The organism is Streptomyces sp. NBC_00829, from assembly GCF_045161795.1.
Taxonomy (GTDB): domain Bacteria; phylum Actinomycetota; class Actinomycetes; order Streptomycetales; family Streptomycetaceae; genus Streptomyces.
In genome coordinates this window covers 8,326,761-8,348,128 of sequence record NZ_CP108867.1, presented here as the reverse complement: position 1 = coordinate 8,348,128, position 21,368 = coordinate 8,326,761, and the positions used below count along the sequence as shown (strand labels likewise).

Below are 21,368 nucleotides of genomic sequence, written 5' to 3'. Positions count from 1 at the left end.
CCACAGGGCGCGGGGATCAGGGACAGGACCGCTTGACGTTCGCCTGCGCGGTGGCACGCGCGGTCTCCGCCAGGTCGGCGAACTGACCCGCGATGGAGGCGATGACGTCGAGGCGAAGCCTGTAGTACGTGAAGCGCCCGCAAGGCTCCGTCTCCACGACCCCGGCCTCGCGCAGGACCTTCAGATGGTTCGAGAGATTGGTCTGCCTCGCACCCGTCTCCTCGACCAGATGCGTGGTGCAGAGCGTCTCGTGGGCGAGGAGGGTGACGATCTGGAGCCTGAGCGGGTCGGACAGCACCCGGATCAGATCAGTGTCGACTGACGTCATCATGGGCTGATACTGTCACATCAGTCGGGGCTGATACCAGTCCGGCTGAGCCGTAGGGCCCGTCGAAGGGGTGCCCCATGTCCGCCTCATCACTCCCCGCCCTCTCCGATGAACGTCTCGCCGCCGGTGCCGCGCGCCGCGCCAACCGGCATCGGAGTCACTTCTCGTCGAGGCCGCCGACATCGTCGTCACCATGGGATGCGGCGACGTGTGCCCGGTCGCGCCCGGCCGTCAGTACCTGGACTGGCCCCGTCGCCGACCCTGACGGAGCGCCGATCGCCGACGTACGGAAAGTCCGCGACGACATCGACGCGCACATCACCGGACTTCTCGACTCCCTGCCCCACTGAAGCCCTTTCACAAAGGAAGAAACCGATGTCCTCCACCCCTGCCGCCTCCGTGCTGTTCGTCTGCGTCCACAACGCCGGCCGCTCACAGATGGCCGCTGCCTGGCTGTCCCACCTGGCTGGGGACCGTCTCGAGGTCCGCTCTGCGGGATCCAACCCCGGCGACGCCGTGAACCCGGCCGCGGTCGAGGCGATGCGCGAGGTCGGCATCGACATCTCCGCCGAGACCCCGAAGATCCTCACGATCGACGCCGTCCGCGAATCCGATGTCTGCATCACCATGGGCTGTGGCGACACGTGCCCCGTCTTCCCGGGCAAGCGGTACCTCGACTGGCAGCTGGAGGACCCGGCCGGGCAGGGCGTAGAGGCCGTACGCCCCATCCGTGACGAGATCAAGAAGCTCGTCGAGGGCCTGATCGCCGAGATCGACGCGGCGGCCGCGAAGTGAGCGGTGAGATCAGGAACGTCATCGTCATAGGCTCCGGCCCGCCGGATACACGGCCGCCCTCTACGCGTCCGGCGCCGACCTCAAGCCCCTCGTCTACGGTGGTGCGGAACACTTCCAAGGACAGGTGGAGTTGAACGGCGAGGGCTGCCTCAAGGTCGACGCGCCCTCCACCCGGACCACCATCCCCGGCGTTTTCGCCGCGGGCGACGTCGTATCAGTTCATGACCGACCTGGAGCAGAGCGGTGGCCTCGACGAGCAAATGAGGCAGCTTCGCCCATTGAGTCGTCAACCCGCCGCCCGTGGGGCGGCGGACCCTGAAAGCAGACCTGCTGTCCGCGTACTGCGCAGAGTACTCAGCCAACGTGCGAATGCAGGTTCTCAGACAGGGGAGAGTTCCAGGATTCCTGCTCGGCGTGAGCCTCCATGCCGACATCGCACCCGCCTAGGTGATCAAGGGTGTCCCCCGCGCGCGTCCTTCACATGTGTCCTTCTCTGCCATAGATCATGCGAAGCACCTCATGACGGAGGAGGGACAGGCTCTATGGAATCAGAGAGGGCACTGACCGGGCAGGTTCCGACGGACCTCCCCCCGGGCCTTCATTCATTTCGCGATTGGACCGTCGAGAAATTCGTTCACCTCGACGAAGCTCCGATCGACCCTGCCATGCAGGAACGCCACAGAATCTATTCCATGCTGCTCATGTCGATCGTCCTCGACAGTTGGAACGGCAACAAGTACGGCGAGGTCGGAGACTACGGGCAGTGGCGAGCTGACCAGAGAATGCCGCAGGCGGCGAATGTCTACCGAGGAGGAAGCTACCTAGGACACAACATCGCCGCGCTCGCAGTAGATGCCGAAGGGCGCGTGATCGATTACGACTTCAACCACAATGAAATCTTCGACAGCTCGGTCGAGCATGCCGAGTCCCGGCTGGTGCGCCGGGTGTTCGCCCTCAATCAGGTCTACGACCAGTGGGAAGGGAACGGAGAGACCCGGCATCGGAGGATCGCTGCCCCTGATCGGCAGCAACGACGGGTGTTCGCCACCGCCGTCACCGACCGAGGCGACCGCGTTACACCACGAACCCCGGAGAAGGTTGCCTCCGGCTACTCTACGTTGCTGAGCGACGTGACGGTCTACACGTCATTGGAGTCCTGCGCGCAGTGCACAGGAATCATGTGCCTAGCATCAGTGAAGGAGGTGGTGTACCTGCAGCCTGATGCTGGCCAGTTCCTGATCGGCAACATCATGCGACGGGCCACAAAAGCACAAAGCCTGAGCTTCACAGCACCTCGCCCGATTCCCGGGAAGGAAATCGGCCTCAGGTACTACAGCGAACTGACAGAGGGCGCTGAAGACTTCGCAGCCAGGGTGCGGGATGAGCCCTTCTTCCAGAGCCCCACCAAGACAAACAACAGCCCCTCCGTGACCTCATATCTGTGCACTGATGGCGCATATCGAACCTTCCAAAGCGCCACGGTAGAACTGAGCGGCTGGAGCAGCCTAGAACACCCCGACTACCGTCCGGACCGGCCTGAATCGGCGCTCTCCAACCGCCAGGTGCTCGGCATGGCGAAGGATTTCCTCGAGTACGTGAAGGGCGTGAAGAACAGGGGCACATCGCATCGTGTCTGAACGCGGCCTGCCCGCTCCCCTGGTCGGGTGCGCGTACGGTTGTGCTCCGCTGGGGCGGACGAGCAGGCCGGCTCGGACACGCGATGCTCCCGGCCCGGGCCCCGCCTTCTGTTCACCCGGACCGATCGGTGTCCCATGTGCCCTTGACCAGCCCGCGATCGGATGGATTTTCCGGCACCCGACAGGTCGTTGAACCCACCGGCGCCGGCGACGCGTTCGCCGCCGGCTACCTCGCCGCGACCCTGCGCGGCCTGGATCAGCGCTCCCGCCTGCGTCTGGGCCACCTCACCGCCGCAACCGCCCTCATCACCCACGGCGACCATGGCACCCCACCCTCCGCCGATCTCGCCGCCGCTCTGCTCTCCGCCTCCCTGACGAATGGGCCGCGACCCGGGTCTGCGTCGGCGCAAGCCACTCGCCTGCCCTGACCTGACCGCACAGCCTGATGGGCCTGCGTACGCACACCACGACAACGCGGCCAGGGAGCCCCAGAGCATGACCACGCCTCTGTCCCTTACGGCAGAGCTCGCCGCCGCCCAAGTGATCGCCGTCATCCGCGCACCCCACATCGCGGACGGGCCAGCCCTGTGCGCAGCCCTCGCCGAAGGCGGAATCCACCACGTCGAGTTCACCTTCACCACACCCGACGTCAACCGGCATCTCGCCCTGGCATCTGCAACTGACAGATGGACCATCGTGTCAAGTCTCTAGCGCCGAGCCGAAGAGCTGTGATGCGCGGCGGCAACTCATACCGGCACTCTGAAAGCCATGAGTAGTGTTTCCGCCACCCTCGACGCGTTCATTTCTGCAGCACTCTCGCCACTGGCACCGACAACCGCACGTCAGAAAGGGGAAACGTCTGCGTGAGGGGTCATCCCCACAATGGCGCTAAACCTCCTCCTCCACATGTTCTCCACACGGCATACTCAGGCCCGGCAGTTGAAGAGGAGCCCCGCATCGTCCGACGCATGGCAACGTTCCCTACAACGCGCGTCCAGTTCCGCCGTGAGCCACCCCGCACTGCCCTGCTGCCGTCATGAGCGCCGGAAAGGCGAGCACACCGCAAGAATCATTTCCGGCGGGCAGAATTCCCGCTGCACCAAAGTGACGAAGCAACGACTCGCGGGCCCCCGCGGAACCCGCCGCACGCGTCCAAACGGCGAAGCGCCGTTCCCAGTATGGGCGTGGCGAGCTGCACCATGTCACCACTGATCCGCGAAAGCATTTCGAGCCGAGTAACGATCCCGCACGCTTTCCAGGAGGTAGTTCATGGATAAGTCGCTTCAACGCACCGTTGCGCTTCTGACAACGGTGTTCGGCATCACTCTGTGCCTCACCGGCCCGGCGAGTGCGACACCCAGCACCCAGTCGCCCGGCTCCGCTCTGGCCGGCACGCTGGTGGGCAAGAACGGTACATCGCTCACCGTCACCGCCGCTGTGGGGCTGGGCAACAACATCACCGTGTGGCAGGTCGGCGACACGATCCGGGTGAGAGACACCGGTGACGCCCTCGCAGTCTTCGGCGGATGCACCGCGCTCAGCGCCACAGAGGCTGTCTGTCCGGGGGCCGGCAACCTCACCGAGTTGGTCGTCAACGCCGGTGACCAGTCCGACTACGTCACGTCCTCCCTGACCGGTCTGGGAGTGACCCTCGTCGGTGGTTCGGGAGACGACAACCTCCAGGGTGGCAACGCCAACGACACGCTGGAAGGCGACGAGGGCTCCGACTTCCTCTCCGGTGGAGGTGGCAACGACACGCTCACCGGTGCCAGCGACGCGGACCGGATCTTCGGTGGCGCCGGCAACGACTCGATCGAGGGCCGGGGCAGCGCCGACGTCATCAACGCAGGCCCCGGGAACGACGTGGTGAGCGGCGGCGCCGGCGGTGACCAGGTGATCGCCGGCACCGGCAACGACTTCGTAGAAGGGGGCGCGGGCCGGGACAGTATCAACGCCGTCGACGACGTCAGCGGCAACGACTACGTCCAAGGGGGCACGGAGGTCGACACCTGCACCGCCGACCTGGGCGACAACGTTTCAGAGTGCCCGTGACCAGCGGAGGCGAACGGCGCGGGGATCAGGTCAGAGCGTGACGGAGACACGACGAAGGAGACGCAGAACCATGACAGCGCGACGTATGTATGTGATCCTCTCGGCCGGAGCGCTCCTCTGCGCCGCGCTGACCGGAACTTCGGCATCGGCAACCCCGCTCACCGCCGATCCCCGGCACCTCGCGGACGCCACGGTGGTCGAGATGGTCGGCAGCACCCTGATCGTCACGGCCGACAAGGGTGTGGCCAATGACATCACCATCCGCCGTCAGGGCAGTGTCGTCCTCGTGTCGGACAACGCGGACGAGGTGCGCGCCGTCGCGCCCTGCGAGACACGGTCGCAGAACATCGCGGCCTGCCCTCTCCCCACGGCCGTGCAAGTCAACGGCCAGGACGCCGATGACGACATCACGGTCTCCCCGAATCTGGATGCTCCTGCCACTCTCTTCGGGGGTGACGGCGAGGACCGGCTCAACGGCGGCCCCCGCGCCGATCACCTCGTCGGCGACGACCCGGCCGCTCTCTTCGGCTTAACGGCAGGGACGCCGGGCAACGACACCATCAACGGTGGACCGGGGAACGACACCATCTCCGGACTGGGAGGGAACGACACCATCAACGGCAACGCAGGGAACGACACCCTCAACGGGGACGAGGGCAATGACACCCTCAACGGGAACACCGGCAACGACACCCTGGCCGGAGGAAGCGGTAACGACACATTGAGCGGCGACGAGGGCAACGACACCCTCAACGCCACGGACGGCGTCAACGCCAATGACAGCCTCGACGGCGGTCTCGCCTTCGACTCCTGCAACGGCGACATCGGCGACTCGATGGTCAACTGCCCCTGATCTCATGCCCCGTGTGAGTTCGGCACACCGAAAACTGTGCTGGAGCCTTACATAACGGAGAGGCCGAGTACGGAGGATCTCGGTGCCAGCGGCGGGACCTAGGGTCCGTCCTCAAAGGGATCCTGCCCAGAGCAGGAACGACGCGAGACTGACCGCCACTTCGTACGAAGTGGCGGTCTTGTCGTCTCTGGTGGCGATTCCGCGGACACCCTTGAGACGGTAGAAGCAGCGCTCAACGATGTTGCGTCGACGGTAGCTCTGCCGCTCGAATGTCGGTGGCCGCCCACCACGGCGACCGCGGTTGTGCCGTTGTCCCCGCTGGTCGGTCCTCTCTGAAACACACCATCCAGCGCGTAGCGGCGGAAGCGGGGGTACACCGTCTTCCACGGCCCGTAGCGTTCCGACAGATCACGCCAGCAGATCCCGGTGCGGATCTTGCAGACCATCCCGTTGATGACCTGCCCGTCTTCCACACGCGACCGTCCTGTCGCGGCCCAGGTGCGAGCGGAGCAAGCAACTCCCACTCCCGATCGGTGAGTTCATGGCGGCGTACCACCCCACCGTGATCTACCACCGGTGATCTTTGAAGACGGACCCTGGTGTCCTGCGTTGGCAGTTGCCCAGTGTCGATGCCCCAAGTCGCCGTCCGCCGAGGGAACCCTTGCCCGAGGCGGGCGCGGCATGGCCGCCGGCACGTCAGGCCGGTGCGACCGATGCCCCCACGGGGAGCACCACCTGAGGCGGAAGAGCTGACCCGCCATCTGTTGCGTAGTTGACGGTAAATCACACGCTCCGGGGCGTCGCACGCCATTCATCCGCGCTTCCTTCCGTGATCATCCGTGCTCGCTAGGTTCCGCTCGCGGCGGTCGCCCGAGTGCGGGAGTACTGGGACGGCCTCGAGGACCAATCCTTGTCCCCCAAGAGCGAGTAGCACACATGAGCGATACGAATCACCCTTCCGTAGGCGCTTCTTCCTCATTCGAGGAGGAGCAACCTTCCCTCTGTGACCCGCTAGCCGACTTCGAAGCGTGGGCGGCCACGGTTCCCGATGCTCCGGCCGTCACCGACGGCATACGAACTCTCAGCTATGGCGAGCTGCTGGACCTGGGCGGGACGGTGGCCGCCGATCTGATCGAACGAGGAGTTGGCACCGGCGAACCCGTAGGTGTCCAGGCCCGCCGCGCGATAGACACGATCGTCGCCGAGGTGGGCGTACTCATGGCGGGGGCCGCGTTCGTCCCCCTGGACCCGCAGGATCCCGGCGAGCGGCTGGCGGCCACAGCCCAGCAAGCCGGGGTGCGGACGATGGTGTGCCCGAAGGAGGACGCAGCACCGTTCGAGATGGCGGGCCTCGACATCCTGTACCTGCCGGAGAATCCCGACGACGCGGGGAAGCGGACCGTGGCCCCGGCCGGGCCGGCCGATCCCGCGTACGTCATTCACACCTCCGGGACGACCGGACGGCCGAAAGGGGTGTGCATACCCAGGCGGGCCCTGGCCCACTTCTGCCGTACGGCCGTCACCGGGTACGAGCTGGGACCGGCCGACCGCGTCCTGCAGTTCGCCTCCCCCGCCTTCGACACCAGTATCGAGGAGGTCTTCCCGGCCCTGTCTGCCGGGGCCACGGTGGTGGTCAGGGACGACGAAGCGATCGCCTCGCCGACGGACTTTCTGCACAGGTGCGCCGCGGCTGGCATCACCGTGCTGGATCTGCCCACCGCCTACTGGCACGAGTTGGTCGACGCCATGGGCGCGCAGCGGCTGTCCCTGCCGCCCGCCGTACGGCTGCTCGTCATCGGCGGCGAGGAAGCCCGGGCGGACCGCGTGGCGGCGTGGCGGGCCCTGCCCTCGGTGCGGCACGTCCGGCTGGTCAACACCTACGGACCGACCGAGACCACAGTGGTGGCCACCTGGGCCGATCTCGCGGGTCCTCGCGCGCTGCCTGAAGCGGACGGGCAGGAGGTCACGATCGGGACCCCGCTTCCCGGTGTCATCGCACGCGTGCTCGGCCAGGACGGAGCACCGGTGGCGCCCGGGTCTGCCGGGCAACTGCACCTGGGAGGCGCGACCTTGGCCCTCGGCTACCTGGGACGCGACGACTTGACCGCTGAGCGGTTCGCCACCACGGCCGACGGGGCGCGGCTCTACAACACCGGTGACCGCGTCCGGCAGCTGCCGGACGGCCGCCTGCTCTACCTGGGCCGCAGCGACAGGCAGCTGAAGGTCCGCGGATTCCGGGTGGAGCCCGCGGAAGTGGAGCAGGCCCTGCGCTCCCACCCCGGCGTCCGTGACGCCGTCGTCCTGCTCGACCGGAGCACCTCGACCCTCATCGGCCACGTGCTGCCGCCGCTGGACGACATCCATGGTCATGTGCCGCCGCCGCTGGACGACATCCTCGGCCATGTGCGGGACAGGCTTCCCGCACACTGCGTGCCGTCGCTCCTGATACCGGTGGCCTCCTTCCCCATGACCTCCCGAGGGAAGATCGACCATGCGGCACTTGCGGCGGCCGCCCGCCCGCGAGGGACCGAACCGCGCCCGCCCGCGCACGGCACCGAGGCCGCGGTGGCCGCCCTCTTCGCCGAGGTGCTGGGCGTGAGCAACGCGGCGGCCGGGGAATCGTTCTTCGCCCTGGGCGGCCACTCCCTGACGGCGGGACGGCTGGTCGGCCGGATCCAGCGGGACTTCGGGGTACGGCTGTCCCTGGCGCAGCTGTACGCCCACCCGACCGCGACCGGGCTGGCGGCCCTGGTGGAGTCGGCGGCACCATCCGGGCAGCCGGTGCCCGCCCCGCGCAGGGACCGGCCCGCAGAGCCGGGACCCGCCGACCGGCTGCCTCTGACCGCCTTCCAGCGCGACACCTGGCTGGCCGAGCAGTTCCTGCCGGGCACCGCCATGCACACACTCGGCTTGCGCTACCGCATCACCGGACCCACGTCCGCCGAGGACGTGCGCAGGGCGCTGCGCCGTGTCGTGGAACGCCACGACGCCCTGCGCGCCTGCTTCTCGGAGACGGACGAGGGGCCCTTCCTCACCGTGGGAGCGGCCCGCGACGTTCCCCTCGATGTGCACGACCTCAGCGCCGAACCCGCCGCCGAACGAGACCAGCGGGCGCAGGTCCTGCGTGCCGGGTTCGCTTCCACCGCCCTGGACCCGCGGCGCGGCCCACTGCTCTCGGCCGGCCTGCTGATCCTCGCCGAGGACGAACTCGAACTCGTGGTGAGCGTCCATCACCTCGTATTCGACGGCTGGTCCTCCTCGGTGCTGGCCTCAGAACTCGCCGAGCTCCTCGCGGAAGGCGATGTCCAGCGGACCCCCGCTCCCTTCGCCGAGCACCTGTACCACCAGGCCCGCGCTGCCGTGGGCGACGAACGCGTAGCGCTGCGCCGCCACTGGGCCGAGCGGATGGCCGGGGTGGACACCGAGCTTCAGCTCCCCTCCGACCGCCCCCGGCCGTCCGTCCGGTCCTTCGCCGGCGCCAGGATCGACCGCCGCCTCGGCGCAGCCCTCATCGAGCGCCTGAACAACGTTGTCAGGGACGAATCCATCACCGCCTATACATTCGTCCTGGCGGTCTTCCAAACCCTCATCCACCGCCTCTCCGGCTCGACGGACATCACCGTCCTGTCACCGGTCGCCCACCGCGACACCTCGGAAGAGGAGACCATCGGCGCTTTCATCAACGTCCTGCCGATGCGAACCCACCTCACCGGCGACCCCACCTTCCGCCAACTGCTCGGCCGGGTGTCCGGCACCGTGGTCGACGCCCTGGCCCACCAGGACCTCCCCCTCGGCGAGGTCTTCGACGCGCTCGACCTCCCCCGGCGGCCCGACCGCAGCCCGCTGACCCAGACGATGCTGATCATGCAGAACACCCCCACGGCCGCAGCCGCTCACGGCCCCGTGCGGGTGGAGCACATCGGCGACACCCACCCGGGCACCACCCGGCTCGACCTCACCGTCAGCATCGACTTCCCCGCCGAAGGACCGGTGCTCACCGCCGAATACGCCACCGAGCTGTTCGCCGCCGAGACGGTGGAGCGGATGCTCGACCAACTCCTCGTCCTGCTCGAGAGCTGCTTGGACGAGCCCGAGCTCCCCATCAGCAGGCTGCCACTGCTGACCGCCGCACAACGCGACCACCTTGTGCGGGAGCTGAACGACCGGCATGCCCTGCCGCCCGGTCCTGAGGACACGCTGGGCGGAATCCACCAGCTGGTCGAGGAGTTCGCGCGGCGCACCCCCGACGCCCCCGCGGTCAGCCACGAGGGGCAGCAGTGGAGCTATGGGAGTCTGGACGCCGAGGCCAACCGCTTCGCGCACACCCTGCACGCCCACGGCATCGGGCGCGGACATCGAGTCGGCATCCATCTGGCCCGTGGGCCCCGTGCCGTGGCCGCGCTGCTGGGGGTACTCAAGTCCGGCGCCGCCTACGTTCCCCTCGACCCCGATTACCCCGCCGAGCGGCTGCGCCACATGCTCGGCGACAGCCGCGCCTCGGCTCTGATCACCGCCGGGGGCAGCCATCCGCAGCCTCCGCCCGGCACCGTCGTCGTCCGGTGCGACGACGACGCGCTCGCCTCGGAGTCCACCGGCCCTCTGGAGACGGCGCCCCATCGCGACGATCCGGCCTACGTGCTCTACACCTCGGGCACGACGGGCCTGCCCAAGGGCGTGGTCGTCTCCCACGGCAACCTGCTGCACGCGGTGCGCATGTGGCGCCACGCCTACCGGCTCAGCCCGCAGTGGACCCATCTGCAGGCCGCGGCATTCTCGTTCGACGTCTTCGCGGGCGAGACCCTGCGCGCCCTCGGCACCGGGGGCCGGCTGCTCATCTGCCCGAAGCCGACCCTGCTCGACCCGGCCGCCCTGCTCGGTCTCATGCGCGAGCAGCACGTGGCGGTCGCCGAGCTCGTTCCGGCCGTACTGCGGGCGCTGCTCGCCCACGCCGAGGCGCGGGGCGAGCGCCTGGACTTCCTGCGGCTGCTGATCGGCGGAGCCGAAAAGTGGTACGTCCACGAGTACCGCCTCGCCCGCCGACTCGTCGGCCCGCGCGCACGCGTCGTCAACTCCTACGGCGTGACCGAGGCGACAGTGGACAATGCCTACTTCGACGGCCCCGCCGAGCATCTTGCACCTGACGCCCCGCTGCCCATCGGCGTCCCGTACCCCGACAACCGGCTCTACGTCCTGGACCGGCACGGCGAGCCGGTTCCGCCCGGCGTCGTCGCAGAACTGTGGATCGGCGGCAAAGGCGTCGCCACCGGCTACCACGCCCGGCCCGAACTGACCCGGGACCGCTTCCACGACGATCCCTTCACCGCTCGGCCCGGCGCCCGGATGTACCGCACCGGCGACAGCGCGCGCCTGCGCTCCGACGGCACCGTCGACTTCCTCGGCCGACTCGACGACCAGGTCAAGGTCAACGGCCACCGCATCGAACTCGGCGAGGTGGAAGCCGCGCTGAGCGAGCTGCCCGCCGTCCTGGTGGGCGCGGCGGCCGTGCACTCCGGTCCGGGCATGGCCCCGCGGCTGGCCGGATACGTCGTACCCCGCGAGCCGGCCGAACTCCCCAGCACCGGTGAGATGCGCCGGCAGCTCCAGGACCGTCTCCCGCACTTCGCCGTCCCCGCCACGATCACCGTCCTGGAGCGAATGCCCACGACGCCCAACGGAAAGCTCGACCGCGCGGCTCTCCCACCGCCCTCACCGGGGCGGGAAGGGCAGGAGCGGGCGGAGCCCGAGGGGCCGACGCAACTGATGCTGGCGGGGATCTGGCAGCGCGTGCTCTCGGTGGAGCACGTCGGCCCGGACGCCGGATTCTTCGAGCTCGGCGGTGACTCCTTCTCCGCGCTGCGCCTGGTGCGAGCCGTGGAGTCCGCCTGCGGTACTCGACTGGCCCTGCTCGACCTGTACCGCAACTCCACGGTGCGAAGCCTGGCCGAACTCCTCGACGCCGCCGTGGTCCCCGAGGCCGGGCAGCCGCTGCTGCACCGGCTCACCCCCGAACGGACCGGGCCGGTCGCGGCCACACTGGTGTGCGTACCGTACTCCGGCGGCGGGGCGGTGGCCTTCGAGCCCCTTGCCTCGGCCCTTCCCGAGGACTGGTCGCTGTACGCCCTCCAGCCGCCGGGCCATGAGCGGAGCAGGCCGGACGAGGAACTGCTGGATGCCGAGGCCATCGCCGCGCGCTGCCTGGACGAACTGCGCGACATCCCCGGGCCGCTGGTGCTCTACGGCCACTGCCACGGATCAGCCGTCACCATGGCGCTGGCCCACTGCCTGGAGGACTCGGGACGTCCTGCGGCTGGTGTGGTGATCGGCGCGGGGTTCCCGGTCGCCCGGCTCCCCGGTCGGCTTTTCGACTGGGCGTACCGGCACCTGCCGGTCGACCGGCTGACCTCCGACCGCGAGTACCTGGCCTACCTGCGGGCGCGGGGCGGCTTCACCGACGTGGTCGACCAGGACGAGCGCGACTTCGTCCTGCGCGCGGTCCGGCACGATGTCCGCGACACCGAGGAGTACTTCACCGCAGCCCTCCGGCAGCGCGACCTCCGGCGCCTGCGCGCTCCCCTGCTGAGCATCGTGGGGGACAGGGACCGGGTCACGGAGCTCTATCAGGAACGGCACCAGGAGTGGCAGCAGTTCGCCGACCAGGTCGAGCTCAAGGTGATCCCCAAAGCCGGCCACTTCTTCATCAAGCACCAGGCGGAGAGCGTCGCGGAGCTGGTGACACACTGGGCCCGGCCGCACGGAACGCAGGAGCCTGCCGCGCCGCGGCCGGCAGCGGCTGCCGGACCCGAAGCCGCGTCCCCCATCCGGTCGGCGGGTCGGGTGCCCGCGGAACGTGGGCCGGTGCCGCGGACCGTTCCCCCACGCTCCCGCGGCCGACGGGGCGGCGAACCGTGTCCCTCGCTGGCGCGGTTCGGCGTGGTGGCCGCCGGACAGTTCGTCTCCATGGTCGGCAGCGCCCTGAGCCAACTCGTGATGAGCCTGTGGGTGTTCCACCGGACGGGGCAGGTCACCCAATTCGCCTTCGTCTCAGCAGTCGCCCTCCTGCCCGGCATCCTGGCCGGACCGCTTGCCGGGGCGGTGGCCGACCGCTACGACCGCCGGAAAGTGATGATGGCCAGCGATGTCGCAGCGGGCCTCGGCACCGTCGCACTGGTCTGCCTGATGGCCGGTGGGAACCTTCGGATGTGGCAGGTCTACCTGGTGTGCGCGCTGACCTCGCTGTGCGGGGCGTTCCAGCGGCCGGCCTACCTCGCGGCCGTCTCGCAGCTGGTGCCCAAGCCCTTCCTCGCACACGCCAACGGCATCAGCCAACTCGGCGCGGGAGCGGGGGCGCTGTTCGCGCCGATGATGGCCGCCGGGCTGCTCAACGTGCTGTCCCTGTCGCAGATCCTGCTCGTGGACGCCGCCACCTTCCTGGTGGGGGTGGCCACCTTGCTCCTCGTCCGGTTTCCCGACCGGCTCTTCCGCAAGCGCGAGGAACCGGTGCGGGACCAGATCGCCAACGGTTGGAGGTATGTCGCCAAGCGGCCGGGACTCGTCCGCGCCCTGCGGTTCTTCCTGGTCGACCACTTCCTCTACACCGTTGGATTCGCCCTGCTCACACCGCTCATCCTGGTGGAGCACGGCTCCGCCGTCCTGGGCACGGTGCTGTCGGCCGGCGGGCTTGGCGCCCTCGTCGGGGCTCTCATCATGGGAGTGTGGGGCGGCACCGCGCGACGGGCCGACGGCATGATCGCGTTCATGGGGGTGAGCAGCCTGTCCATGACCGCGATCGGCCTCAGCGGGCAGCCCTGGCTGATGGCTGTCGGCATGTTCGGCCTCTCGGCCACGGAATCCTTGATCAACGGACACTGGATCGCACTGGTGCAGACCAAGGTCGGGCTGGAGCTGCAGGGCCGAGTACTGTCGATCTTCATCACCGCCATGATGCTGACGATGCCCTTGGGGTACGTCGTGATCGGCCCGCTCACCGACGCCTACGTCCGCCCCCTGCTCGAACCCGGCGGGGCACTGGCCGACACCCTCGGAACCGTCACCGGGACGGGACCCGGACGCGGGCTGGCTGTGGTCGTCGTGGCCAGCGGAGTGCTCCAACTGCTGTGGGCGGTTCGCGGGTGGTACGACCGGCGTCTGCGCTTCCTTGAGGACGTCCTGCCCGACGCCGTACCCGACGCCGTGATCGAAGACCGCGACACCCTCCAGCGCCAGGCCGATCAAGCGGCACTGGAGGCAGCCGGGCGCGGGGCAGGCATCCTGCCCGGGTAGGGGTGCTACGTGGCGCTCGTCCCACTCCCCCGGTTCCGTGCGGCCCTGCCGCGCGGGACCGGGGGCTCCAGGATCGGCGTGCGGAGAGAGCTGGCCCGAACGCCTCGCTCACGCGGTCGCCCTGTCCGCGGCCACCGTCCCCGCCGGCTGGGGGAAGCTTTGCCCCCGCGCCGATGAGCGACTCCTCGGGCAAGTAGTCCGCCATCGCCTGGAACAGTGTGCCCGTTCCTCATCACTGACCAGCTCGTGCGGTCCCGGCGCCATGTCCGCCGCACCACCAGAACCTTCCGGCCACCACCCGCGCAGCGGACGGCAGCCGTCGCGTCGCCCGCGCGGTCAGGGAGGCGTACAACTCCGTCCGGAAGGCTGACACTTCCGCGAACGCGTCACGCAGCACACCCTGACGCTCCGGACTCACGACCACGGCCTTCGCGCTGTTCCTCTGCCTCTGGGACGGAGCACTGGATCAGACGAAGGCCGCCCTCACGTCCACCGGCCAGGGCGACCCGGGCCACGTCAGCCTGGCAGAGCCGCGAAGATCGCGAACGGCTACGCCATACCGTCTGACCTGTGGAAATACTGCCAGCCCAAAATTCGTCGATCGTATCGCGGAGTGATGCATATGCTGCGTTCATGGGCGATCCGAAGACCAGCGCGACTCGCCGCGATCGGCTGGTGCAGCTCGTGGCGCCGCCGTCCGTGCCCGTGGACGCCCACGGTGAGTGGGCGGCCGTGGAGACTGTGATCGGTACCCGGCTGCCCAACGACTACAAACAGCTCGTCGAGACCTACGGCTGGGGAGAGTTCTGCGACTTCCTCTACCTCCGGACGCCGTTCGGTACGAGCGAGCACAACGGCATCGAGTGGCAGAGCTCCCACCTCACGGGATCTCCCGAAGAAGACCGGGAGCGCTACCCGCATCCGCTCAGGGCTTGGTAGGTCTCCTGCCATGCGTATTCCAGTTCGCCCGCCTCCTGCCGCATGCTCTGCCACTCTGATTCCGTAAGGCGCGCGGGATCGTGGTCGGGCACCTCGAACCTGCCGGTCAGGTGCACGAAGGGTGCCGCCCGGCGGATGTCGTCCAGGGCCGCCCCGTCGTGCCACGCCCGGGCGGCCCGAGCGGCCTCCGCCAGGTCGTCGGTCGTGCCGTCGATGAGGGCCATGCTCTGGAACGGCTCCGTGCCGCGGATCGACCACCGCCGTTCGTGCGACCATGCACTGATCTGCAGCGGCTCACGGTCCGGCAGGGTGCTTGCAACGGTCGCGTGGAGCAGCGGAGCGAAGCCCGGGGACGTGACGGGGACGGCACCGAGGCAGGCCTCCGCCTCGGCCCGGAGCGCTGTGGCGAGGCTGCCGCAGGCAGCGACGTCGAGGTACAGGACAGCGGGATCAGGAGGAGAGGACACGGCTCCTGATTATGCCCGAGGCGCCGATTCCCGAGGCGCGCGGCCCCGACAGATCACAGAAGATTAGGGGCAGTTGTCGTGTGTCACTGAACTTTGAGGGTGTGCCATCGACGTATGAGTGGCGCAGGTCATTCGAAGAAGATCTGGCAGAGGATGTCGAGAACGGCCGGGCGGCTCCGTCTCAGGGGCGGATGCGGACACCGTGGCCGTGCCACACCAAGGAGGCCCAGCATGACAATCCAGCGGATGGACAACGTCCTCATCGTTGTCGACGACCTTGACGCTGTTATTTCGTTCTTCGTCGAGCTTGGCATGGAGCTGGAGGGCAAGGGGCCGATCGAGGGACGTTGGGTGGAGCGTGTCATCGGGCTCGACGGCGTCCGACAGGACATCGCGATGCTGCGGACCCCGGACGGCCACGGCCGAATCGAGCTGGCGATGTTCCACACGCCGAAGGCGATCAGTGCCGAGCCGAAGAACGCGCCGGCGAACACGCTGGGCATTCGTCGCATCATGTTCGCCGTCGACGACATCGAGGACGTCGTTGCCCGCCTGCGCACCCAGGGCGCCGAACTCATCGGCGAGCTGGCGCAGTACGAGGACAGTTATCGGCTCTGCTACGTCCGCGGCCCTGAGGGCATCATCGTCGGACTGGCCGAACAGCTCAGCTGAAGGCTACCGAAGGGACCGTGCACCCAAGGAACCATCCGGGCACCCGCGCCCGGGAGTTGCGCCGGACCGCCGGTCGCGAGCGCCGAAGATCGAGCATGTTCTCTCATCGAGCCGTGGGGTGAGCTCACGCCACGGCCGGGGCTGGCGTTCCTTGACTTTCGGCCGCCGCGATCTGCGCAGCGATCTGCGCGGCCAGTACCTGAGACAGCGCCGTACGCCCATCGGGCAGCCGAACGGCGACGTGGCGCGGTCGCGCCGGCGGTCCGGTGCAGCCGATCAAGATCATTGACCGAGGCCGCGAGGGCACAACTGCCTGTTCCTGAAGCCCTGGCAGGTCTAAGCTCGGCGGATGACCTTGGAATGGGAACAGGTAATTGTTCACTCGGTAGATCCGGTGGCCTTGGGGCAGTGGTGGGCTACGGCTCTTGGTTGGGTTGTGGTCCACTCCTCTGATGAGGAGTTCGAGATCCGCCCGGAGCCGGATCGCCTGCCGGGGCTGGACTTCGTCCGGCTTGATGAGAGCAAGAAGGTTAAGAGCCGACTGCATCTCGACTTCAGGCCTGATGACCAGGACGCCGAGGTGGCTCGTCTGGTGGCTCATGGCGCACAGCGTGTTGATATTGGCCAGGGTGATCAATCGTGGGTTGTACTGGCAGACCCCGAAGGCAACGAGTTCTGCGTCCTTGGCCAGCGCCTTCAGTAAGGGGTCCCGTACTTACTGGTGAACTCGCGTATTCAGCTGTCTCAACGTGCTGGACGAACGTGGGCAGCAGGGGCTGGCGGACGCGTGTGCGGTCGGTCATGCTCCGGTCGTTCTCGCGGCGGCGCTTGCCGTATCCCTTGAGGTCGCGCTGTGGCATCAGTACCGCAATGCGTCGCGGACCTCAGCGGTCACTGTGCCGCTCAGGGCCCAGTGACTCCGTGCAGTGGCGTGGGCCGTGCCGCCCGCAGCGACCTGGGGGACCTGGAGGACGACCACGTCGAGCAGGGTGTCTGACGGGTCCTTGAAGTTGACCACGAGGGTGTAGCGCCTGGGCTTCGAGTCGTGGTTGGTGACGTTCACTGGGACCTCTGCCCGGCCGTTGGAGCCGGTCGCGACGCTGCCGAGGGTGACGTCCGCTTTGGCGTCCAGTCCGCCCTTCACCTTCGCCAGAGCGGACGATGCTTCCGCCTCAGCTGAAGCGAGCGCAGAGGCCGCTGCCGACGCTGCCGCGCTGCTGGCCGAGGAAGCAAGTCCAGATGCCTCTGACTTCACCGCGGAAGCCGCCGAGGAAGCAAGTCCAGATGCCTTTGACTTCACCGCGGAAGCCGCCGAGGACGCGGGGGAGCTTGAAGACTCGTCCGACGAGCAGCCAGTCAGTCCGGCCAAGCCGAGCATGACGGCCACCCACGTAGCAGCGCATCGGTTGACCTGGCGTTCCATGGCTTCTCCCGGCTCGACGGCGCTTCCGTCCAGCGTCAGCTGTGCTGACCTGCAGTACCAGCCACGCGTGGCACCCGGGTGACGTCGGCGGACAGTCGACAGGGAGCCCGTGTGCGCATGACCGCTCACGATCGCCCAACGCCGCGTCGGCGAGAACGGCCCTTCCTCCGCGTAGTGGACCTGTCTGTTCGGCCCCGCATCTGCGCACCCGCCTCCCGCAGGGCCGTTGGCGGGAGCGCACTGGTCATGGTGGCTGCTGCATTTCGGGACGGGTCTGGGCGGAGGGGGCGAGTACCCACAGCAGCGCCCGGCCGGTCAGCGGCGTGGTCGCGATCAAGGTGAGGTAGACCTCGGCGATCGAGCCGTGACCAGTGAGGACGTCGGAGCCGCCGGACAGCTCCGACAGCAGGTAGACAGCTGCATCGACAATGAGCCAGGAGGCGAGGTTTGCCCCGATCCACCAGGCCCAGCGGGCAGTGACCTTGCGGAGCACCAGTGACTGCGACAGGCCGAGCAGCGGGCCCAGGGCCAGGGACTGACTGGCGGCCAGCAGGTAGGCGGTCGACGCGTCCTTGTGGGTGTCCTGGGCGTCGATCACGGCAGGCATGATGACCAGCAGCCAGGCCAGTAGCGCCGGGCCGATGTTGGCGGTGATCCACGCCTTGCGCGGGACGGGCACTCGCTCCCGGACGACGAGCCATTGCAGGGCGCCCAGGACGCCTCCGAACAGCACGGCCCCAAGGGTCGCGATCAGCAGCGCCACCAAGGCGTGACCGCTGGAAAGGCCGAGGTGGAGCACGTCGCTGCCCAGGAGTGCGAGCAGGAAGCCGACAGTCAGGACGGTGATGAAGGCGATCGTGTTGTACAGGATCCACAACCAGTACAGGCGGGCATTCCAGCCGCTAGGCGAGATCGCCTGCTGGTCGGAACCGGAAGCAACCATCACGGCCTGTCCCTCGTCGATGGTCTCGCCGAACTCTTTGACGTCCGCCCGCGACATGCCATCGCCACAAGTGGCCGCCCACCTAGGTACCGATGTAGATGAAGACTGCGTCGGGCTTGGCCATGATGTTTCTCCCGTCTGTGCTCGCCAGGCTCGGCAGAACACGGCGACTGGGTGCAGCCGCGCCGCGAAGACCGTCGCCGGCAGCCACCGACTCGTTCATGTCCTCATGCTGCGCGCGCCCGGCGAGGGCCGCATCCGCGCCTGCTCGTACACCCGGCGGCCTTTCGGGTGCAACAGCAGGCGACCTTGCTCATCACGCGCGGGGGGTGCGAGCCGTTGGACGGACCCTGCTCCCAGGCAATTTCGTGCGCGTGTCGTCCGCTGCCCAGGCCATGGCATCGGGCCACACTGGGCCTTCGTTCGGTCTCCTTAGTGCCTGGCCCTCGGTCACCTAACTGCTGGAATGCGGCTTAGCGCGCGGCCAGGACCCGCCCTCTGGACGGGAGCAGGTCGTGACTGGGCGGACGGGCTGTGCTGCGGAAGTTCCCGGGATCCTCCCCATCACGGAGTCGCTCGCTGCGACAGGAAGAGTGGAGTGTCATGAGTGGTGGCAGCGCGTGGACCGGCGCGGCTCTTGCAGCGGTCACCGGGGGCTATGCGCTGTTCTCGCGCCGGCTGGCCTCGACGCCGGTGTCGGCGCCGATGGTGTTCACCGGCCTCGGGGTACTGATCGGGCCGGTGGGGCTGGATGTTCTCGACCTGGGGCACGACGCCGGTCCGGTGCTGACGCTGATTGAGGCCGCGCTGGCCCTCCTGCTCTTCACGGACGCGATGACGGTACGCCGAAGCGACCTGCACACGGGTGGCTTCCTGCCGTTGCGTCTGCTCGCCATCGGCCTGCCGCTGAGCATCGGGGTGGGGTGGCTGCTGGCGTGGCCCCTGCTGCCGGGCCTGACCCTGTGGGAGTTCGCACTGATCGGTGTGATCCTCGCACCCACCGATGCGGCGCTCGGCAAGGCGGCCTGTTCCAGTCCTCGCCTCCCGGCACTGGTGCGCCACGGGCTCAACGTGGAGAGCGGCCTGAACGACGGCCTGGCGCTGCCGTTCTTCCTCCTGTTCCTCGCCGCGATTCCCGGCACGGCAGCCTCCGAGGAGGGCGTGGGCGGAGTGTTCTGGCGGGCCCTGGTACTCAGCACGGCGGTGGGCCTGGCCTTCGGCTGGCTGGGAAGGCGACTGCTCACCATCGCGCGGGCCCGGGGTTGGGTGACTGATGAATGGCGGCAGGTCTTCGTCCTGGCGGTGGCGTTCTGCGCATACGCAGTCGCGACGGCTCTGGACGGAAGCGGGTTCATCGCCACCTGGATGGGGGGCTTCGCGTTCGGCGTCGCACTGCGCAGGGAGGAGCCTTTCGCCGAGGAGCCGACAGGTGAACGGCCTGCCGAACTGGCCGAGTACCTGGGCGGGCTGCTGGGGACACTGAGCTTCCTGGTCTTCGGCGCGGTACTGCTCGGCCCGACGCTGGAGCACCTGGACTGGCGGATCGTCACGTACGGGGTGCTCAGCCTGACGGTGGTCAGAATGGTTCCGGTGGCCCTGGCGCTGGCCGGCACCGGCATGCGGCTGCCCACCGTGGCATACGTCGGCTGGTTCGGGCCCCGTGGCCTGGCGTCCATTGTCTTCGGGCTCCTCGTGGTGGAGGAGCACGTGCCCGGGGTCGAACTGCTGGGCCGGGTCGTCGCGGTCACCATCGGCCTCAGCGTTCTGCTGCACGGCATCTCCGCCCCGTTCCTCGCCGACCGCTACGGCGCCTGGTACGAGGCCGCGAGGGCCGCCGTTCCCGATCTGCGCGAGGGCCTGGGGGCGCCCGAGCCGGCCCTGCACCAGCAGAGCGGCCCACGGCGCCTGCGCTAACAGCTTCGGCGCCAACGGGCTGGACGCTGCCCGGTCCGCCCGGCGGCCGGTGCAGCTGCCTTCGCGCCGCCGACCGCCCCCGTGGCCCCAGGGGTTCGGTCCTGCCGTCCCAAGCGCAGTCCGTGCCCCGCCGACAGGCAGCCCGTTTCGGGACGGACTCGGCCGCCCTCGAAAGCGTCAGCCCCGAACCCGCGACGGCGAGGATCACAGCCGTCGAACTGACCGTCCTCGGCCGTCACCGCCAGATGCATGAAAGGGAGACCCACGCCCACCTGCCGCTGGCCTGACGCTCGGGGATGGTCCCGAGACCAAGGCGGACCTGCTGCCGCAGGCTGCTCCCCGCACCCGCGGGGATGGTCCCTCAGCGGAACGATTCGCGGAGGCAGGTCCACGCGCCGGGCCGGTGGTGCCGGCCAGGCCTCCGCGAAGCCAGTCGGTACGCACCGAGCCGGCGCTGCGCAGTACCGCACGGACGAAACCCTTTCCCCGAAACCCCGTGGCGTCCCCGAGCAGAGCCGCGTCCCGGCCGATGATCTCCTCATCCCGATAGCCGGTCAGGGCTTGCGCGGCCTCGCTCCACTCCTGAACGCGCCCCTCGGGATCGATGAGCGCAGTGGCCACCGGGACAGTCTTCAGCCGCTGCAGCGATACCGCACCAGGCAGCGGTACACGCTGCCCGCCCGGCTCACCACCCCCAGATGCAGATCCCACCTCACGCACCACCCAGCCGGAACACCGTGCCTCCGTCAGCCGCCTGGTCCAGGACAGCAACGGCGGATGCGAGGACACCGATGAGCCAGCCGGACCGAACGATGGGCAGCACCTGATGCACGGCATTACGGATGGCACCACTCCAGCCGCTGCGCCTGCCGAACCCGGCGAGCTCCTCTTCCTCCAGCGCTGGAATCCATGCCCCGGTTCGGAACGTCTCCGGCCGCACTGCTATGCCGCGGTACAGGGCCTCGGCGAACGTGGTCATCGTCACGAACTGCCCAACGACGCCAGGCGGCACTCGATACGGCTTCCGTCCCTGCACGAGCACGAACTCACCGGCAGCCCGCAGGG

At 68.6% G+C, this 21,368-nt stretch carries 19 protein-coding genes and 3 pseudogenes; 15 read left to right on the top strand and 7 right to left on the bottom strand.

The features are described from left to right. Nucleotides 1-16: 16 nt before the first annotated feature. Nucleotides 17-331, bottom strand: coding sequence for an ArsR/SmtB family transcription factor (locus OG293_RS37230; RefSeq protein WP_406003153.1), 315 nt, complete (start codon nt 329-331; stop codon nt 17-19). 74 nt (nt 332-405) lie between these two features. On the opposite strand from OG293_RS37230, the gene OG293_RS37225 reads away from it, so the two are divergent. From OG293_RS37225 to OG293_RS37185, 9 genes and pseudogenes are all read left to right on the top strand, one after another. After that, nucleotides 406-678 (top strand): hypothetical protein, encoded by a 273-nt coding sequence (locus OG293_RS37225; protein ID WP_406003152.1) that lies wholly within the window; start codon nt 406-408, stop codon nt 676-678. 25 nt (nt 679-703) lie between these two features. Beyond that, nucleotides 704-1,123 carry an arsenate reductase ArsC gene (locus OG293_RS37220; RefSeq protein WP_406003151.1) on the top strand — a complete coding sequence of 140 codons (420 nt, stop codon included), beginning with the start codon at nt 704-706 and terminating at the stop codon, nt 1,121-1,123. Continuing rightward, nucleotides 1,120-1,229: pseudogene (locus OG293_RS37215) on the top strand (thioredoxin-disulfide reductase); the annotation flags it as partial. The gene OG293_RS37220 and the pseudogene OG293_RS37215, both read left to right, overlap by 4 nt. Continuing rightward, a pseudogene (locus OG293_RS37210) lies at nt 1,230-1,337 on the top strand (thioredoxin-disulfide reductase); the annotation flags it as partial. It lies immediately after the preceding pseudogene. Nucleotides 1,338-1,665: 328 nt separating this feature from the next. After that, nucleotides 1,666-2,760: a hypothetical protein gene (locus tag OG293_RS37205; protein WP_406003150.1), complete on the top strand. Its 1,095-nt coding sequence runs from the start codon at nt 1,666-1,668 to the stop codon at nt 2,758-2,760. A gap of 143 nt (nt 2,761-2,903) precedes the next feature. Continuing rightward, nucleotides 2,904-3,188, top strand: a complete 285-nt coding sequence (locus OG293_RS37200) for a PfkB family carbohydrate kinase (RefSeq protein WP_406003149.1) — start codon at nt 2,904-2,906, stop codon at nt 3,186-3,188. Between the two features lie 67 nt (nt 3,189-3,255). After that, nucleotides 3,256-3,471 carry a hypothetical protein gene (locus tag OG293_RS37195; protein ID WP_406003148.1) on the top strand — a complete coding sequence of 72 codons (216 nt, stop codon included), beginning with the start codon at nt 3,256-3,258 and terminating at the stop codon, nt 3,469-3,471. Between the two features lie 558 nt (nt 3,472-4,029). Continuing rightward, nucleotides 4,030-4,812 carry a calcium-binding protein gene (locus OG293_RS37190; RefSeq protein WP_406003147.1) on the top strand — a complete coding sequence of 261 codons (783 nt, stop codon included), beginning with the start codon at nt 4,030-4,032 and terminating at the stop codon, nt 4,810-4,812. Between the two features lie 70 nt (nt 4,813-4,882). After that, entirely contained in the window at nt 4,883-5,665 is a 783-nt protein-coding gene (locus OG293_RS37185; RefSeq protein ID WP_406003146.1) for a calcium-binding protein, read from the top strand. 98 nt (nt 5,666-5,763) lie between these two features. Here the strand turns inward: OG293_RS37185 and OG293_RS37180 are convergent, their stop codons facing one another. After that, the gene (locus OG293_RS37180; protein ID WP_406003145.1) at nt 5,764-6,189 is read right to left on the bottom strand and encodes a transposase; all 426 of its coding nucleotides are present in this window, start codon (nt 6,187-6,189) and stop codon (nt 5,764-5,766) included. 412 nt (nt 6,190-6,601) lie between these two features. Here OG293_RS37180 and OG293_RS37175 point away from each other — a divergent pair, with 412 nt between their 5' ends. Continuing rightward, nucleotides 6,602-13,945, top strand: a complete 7,344-nt coding sequence (locus OG293_RS37175) for an amino acid adenylation domain-containing protein (RefSeq protein ID WP_406003144.1) — start codon at nt 6,602-6,604, stop codon at nt 13,943-13,945. 633 nt (nt 13,946-14,578) lie between these two features. Beyond that, the gene (locus OG293_RS37170; protein WP_406003143.1) at nt 14,579-14,884 is read left to right on the top strand and encodes a hypothetical protein; all 306 of its coding nucleotides are present in this window, start codon (nt 14,579-14,581) and stop codon (nt 14,882-14,884) included. Here OG293_RS37170 and OG293_RS37165 read toward each other — a convergent pair. After that, a complete protein-coding gene (locus OG293_RS37165; RefSeq protein WP_406003142.1) occupies nt 14,857-15,351 on the bottom strand; it encodes a hypothetical protein in 495 nt (164 codons plus the stop codon). The genes OG293_RS37170 and OG293_RS37165 overlap by 28 nt on opposite strands. Before the next feature lie 231 nt (nt 15,352-15,582). Here OG293_RS37165 and OG293_RS37160 point away from each other — a divergent pair, with 231 nt between their 5' ends. Beyond that, the gene (locus OG293_RS37160) at nt 15,583-16,023 is read left to right on the top strand and encodes a VOC family protein (RefSeq protein ID WP_406003141.1); all 441 of its coding nucleotides are present in this window, start codon (nt 15,583-15,585) and stop codon (nt 16,021-16,023) included. 349 nt (nt 16,024-16,372) lie between these two features. Then, a complete protein-coding gene (locus tag OG293_RS37155; protein WP_406003140.1) occupies nt 16,373-16,726 on the top strand; it encodes a VOC family protein in 354 nt (117 codons plus the stop codon). Nucleotides 16,727-16,882: 156 nt separating this feature from the next. Here OG293_RS37155 and OG293_RS37150 read toward each other — a convergent pair whose 3' ends face one another. Continuing rightward, entirely contained in the window at nt 16,883-17,167 is a 285-nt protein-coding gene (locus tag OG293_RS37150; RefSeq protein ID WP_406003139.1) for a hypothetical protein, read from the bottom strand. Nucleotides 17,168-17,690: 523 nt separating this feature from the next. After that, on the bottom strand, nt 17,691-18,446 hold the full coding sequence (locus OG293_RS37145) for a hypothetical protein (RefSeq protein ID WP_406003138.1): 756 nt from the start codon (nt 18,444-18,446) through the stop codon (nt 17,691-17,693). 546 nt (nt 18,447-18,992) lie between these two features. Between OG293_RS37145 and OG293_RS37140 the strand changes: the two genes are divergently transcribed. After that, nucleotides 18,993-20,303 (top strand): cation:proton antiporter, encoded by a 1,311-nt coding sequence (locus OG293_RS37140; RefSeq protein WP_406003137.1) that lies wholly within the window; start codon nt 18,993-18,995, stop codon nt 20,301-20,303. A gap of 122 nt (nt 20,304-20,425) precedes the next feature. Next, nucleotides 20,426-20,590 (top strand): hypothetical protein, encoded by a 165-nt coding sequence (locus tag OG293_RS37135; RefSeq protein ID WP_406003871.1) that lies wholly within the window; start codon nt 20,426-20,428, stop codon nt 20,588-20,590. 241 nt (nt 20,591-20,831) lie between these two features. On the opposite strand, the pseudogene OG293_RS37130 reads toward OG293_RS37135, so the two are convergent. Both OG293_RS37130 and OG293_RS37125 read right to left on the bottom strand, forming a co-directional pair. Next, a pseudogene (locus tag OG293_RS37130) lies at nt 20,832-21,014 on the bottom strand (PAS domain S-box protein); the annotation flags it as partial. 1 nt (nt 21,015) lies between these two features. After that, complete coding sequence (locus OG293_RS37125; RefSeq protein WP_406003136.1) at nt 21,016-21,282, bottom strand: hypothetical protein; 267 nt, start codon at nt 21,280-21,282, stop codon at nt 21,016-21,018. Between the last annotated feature and the right edge of the window lie 86 nt (nt 21,283-21,368).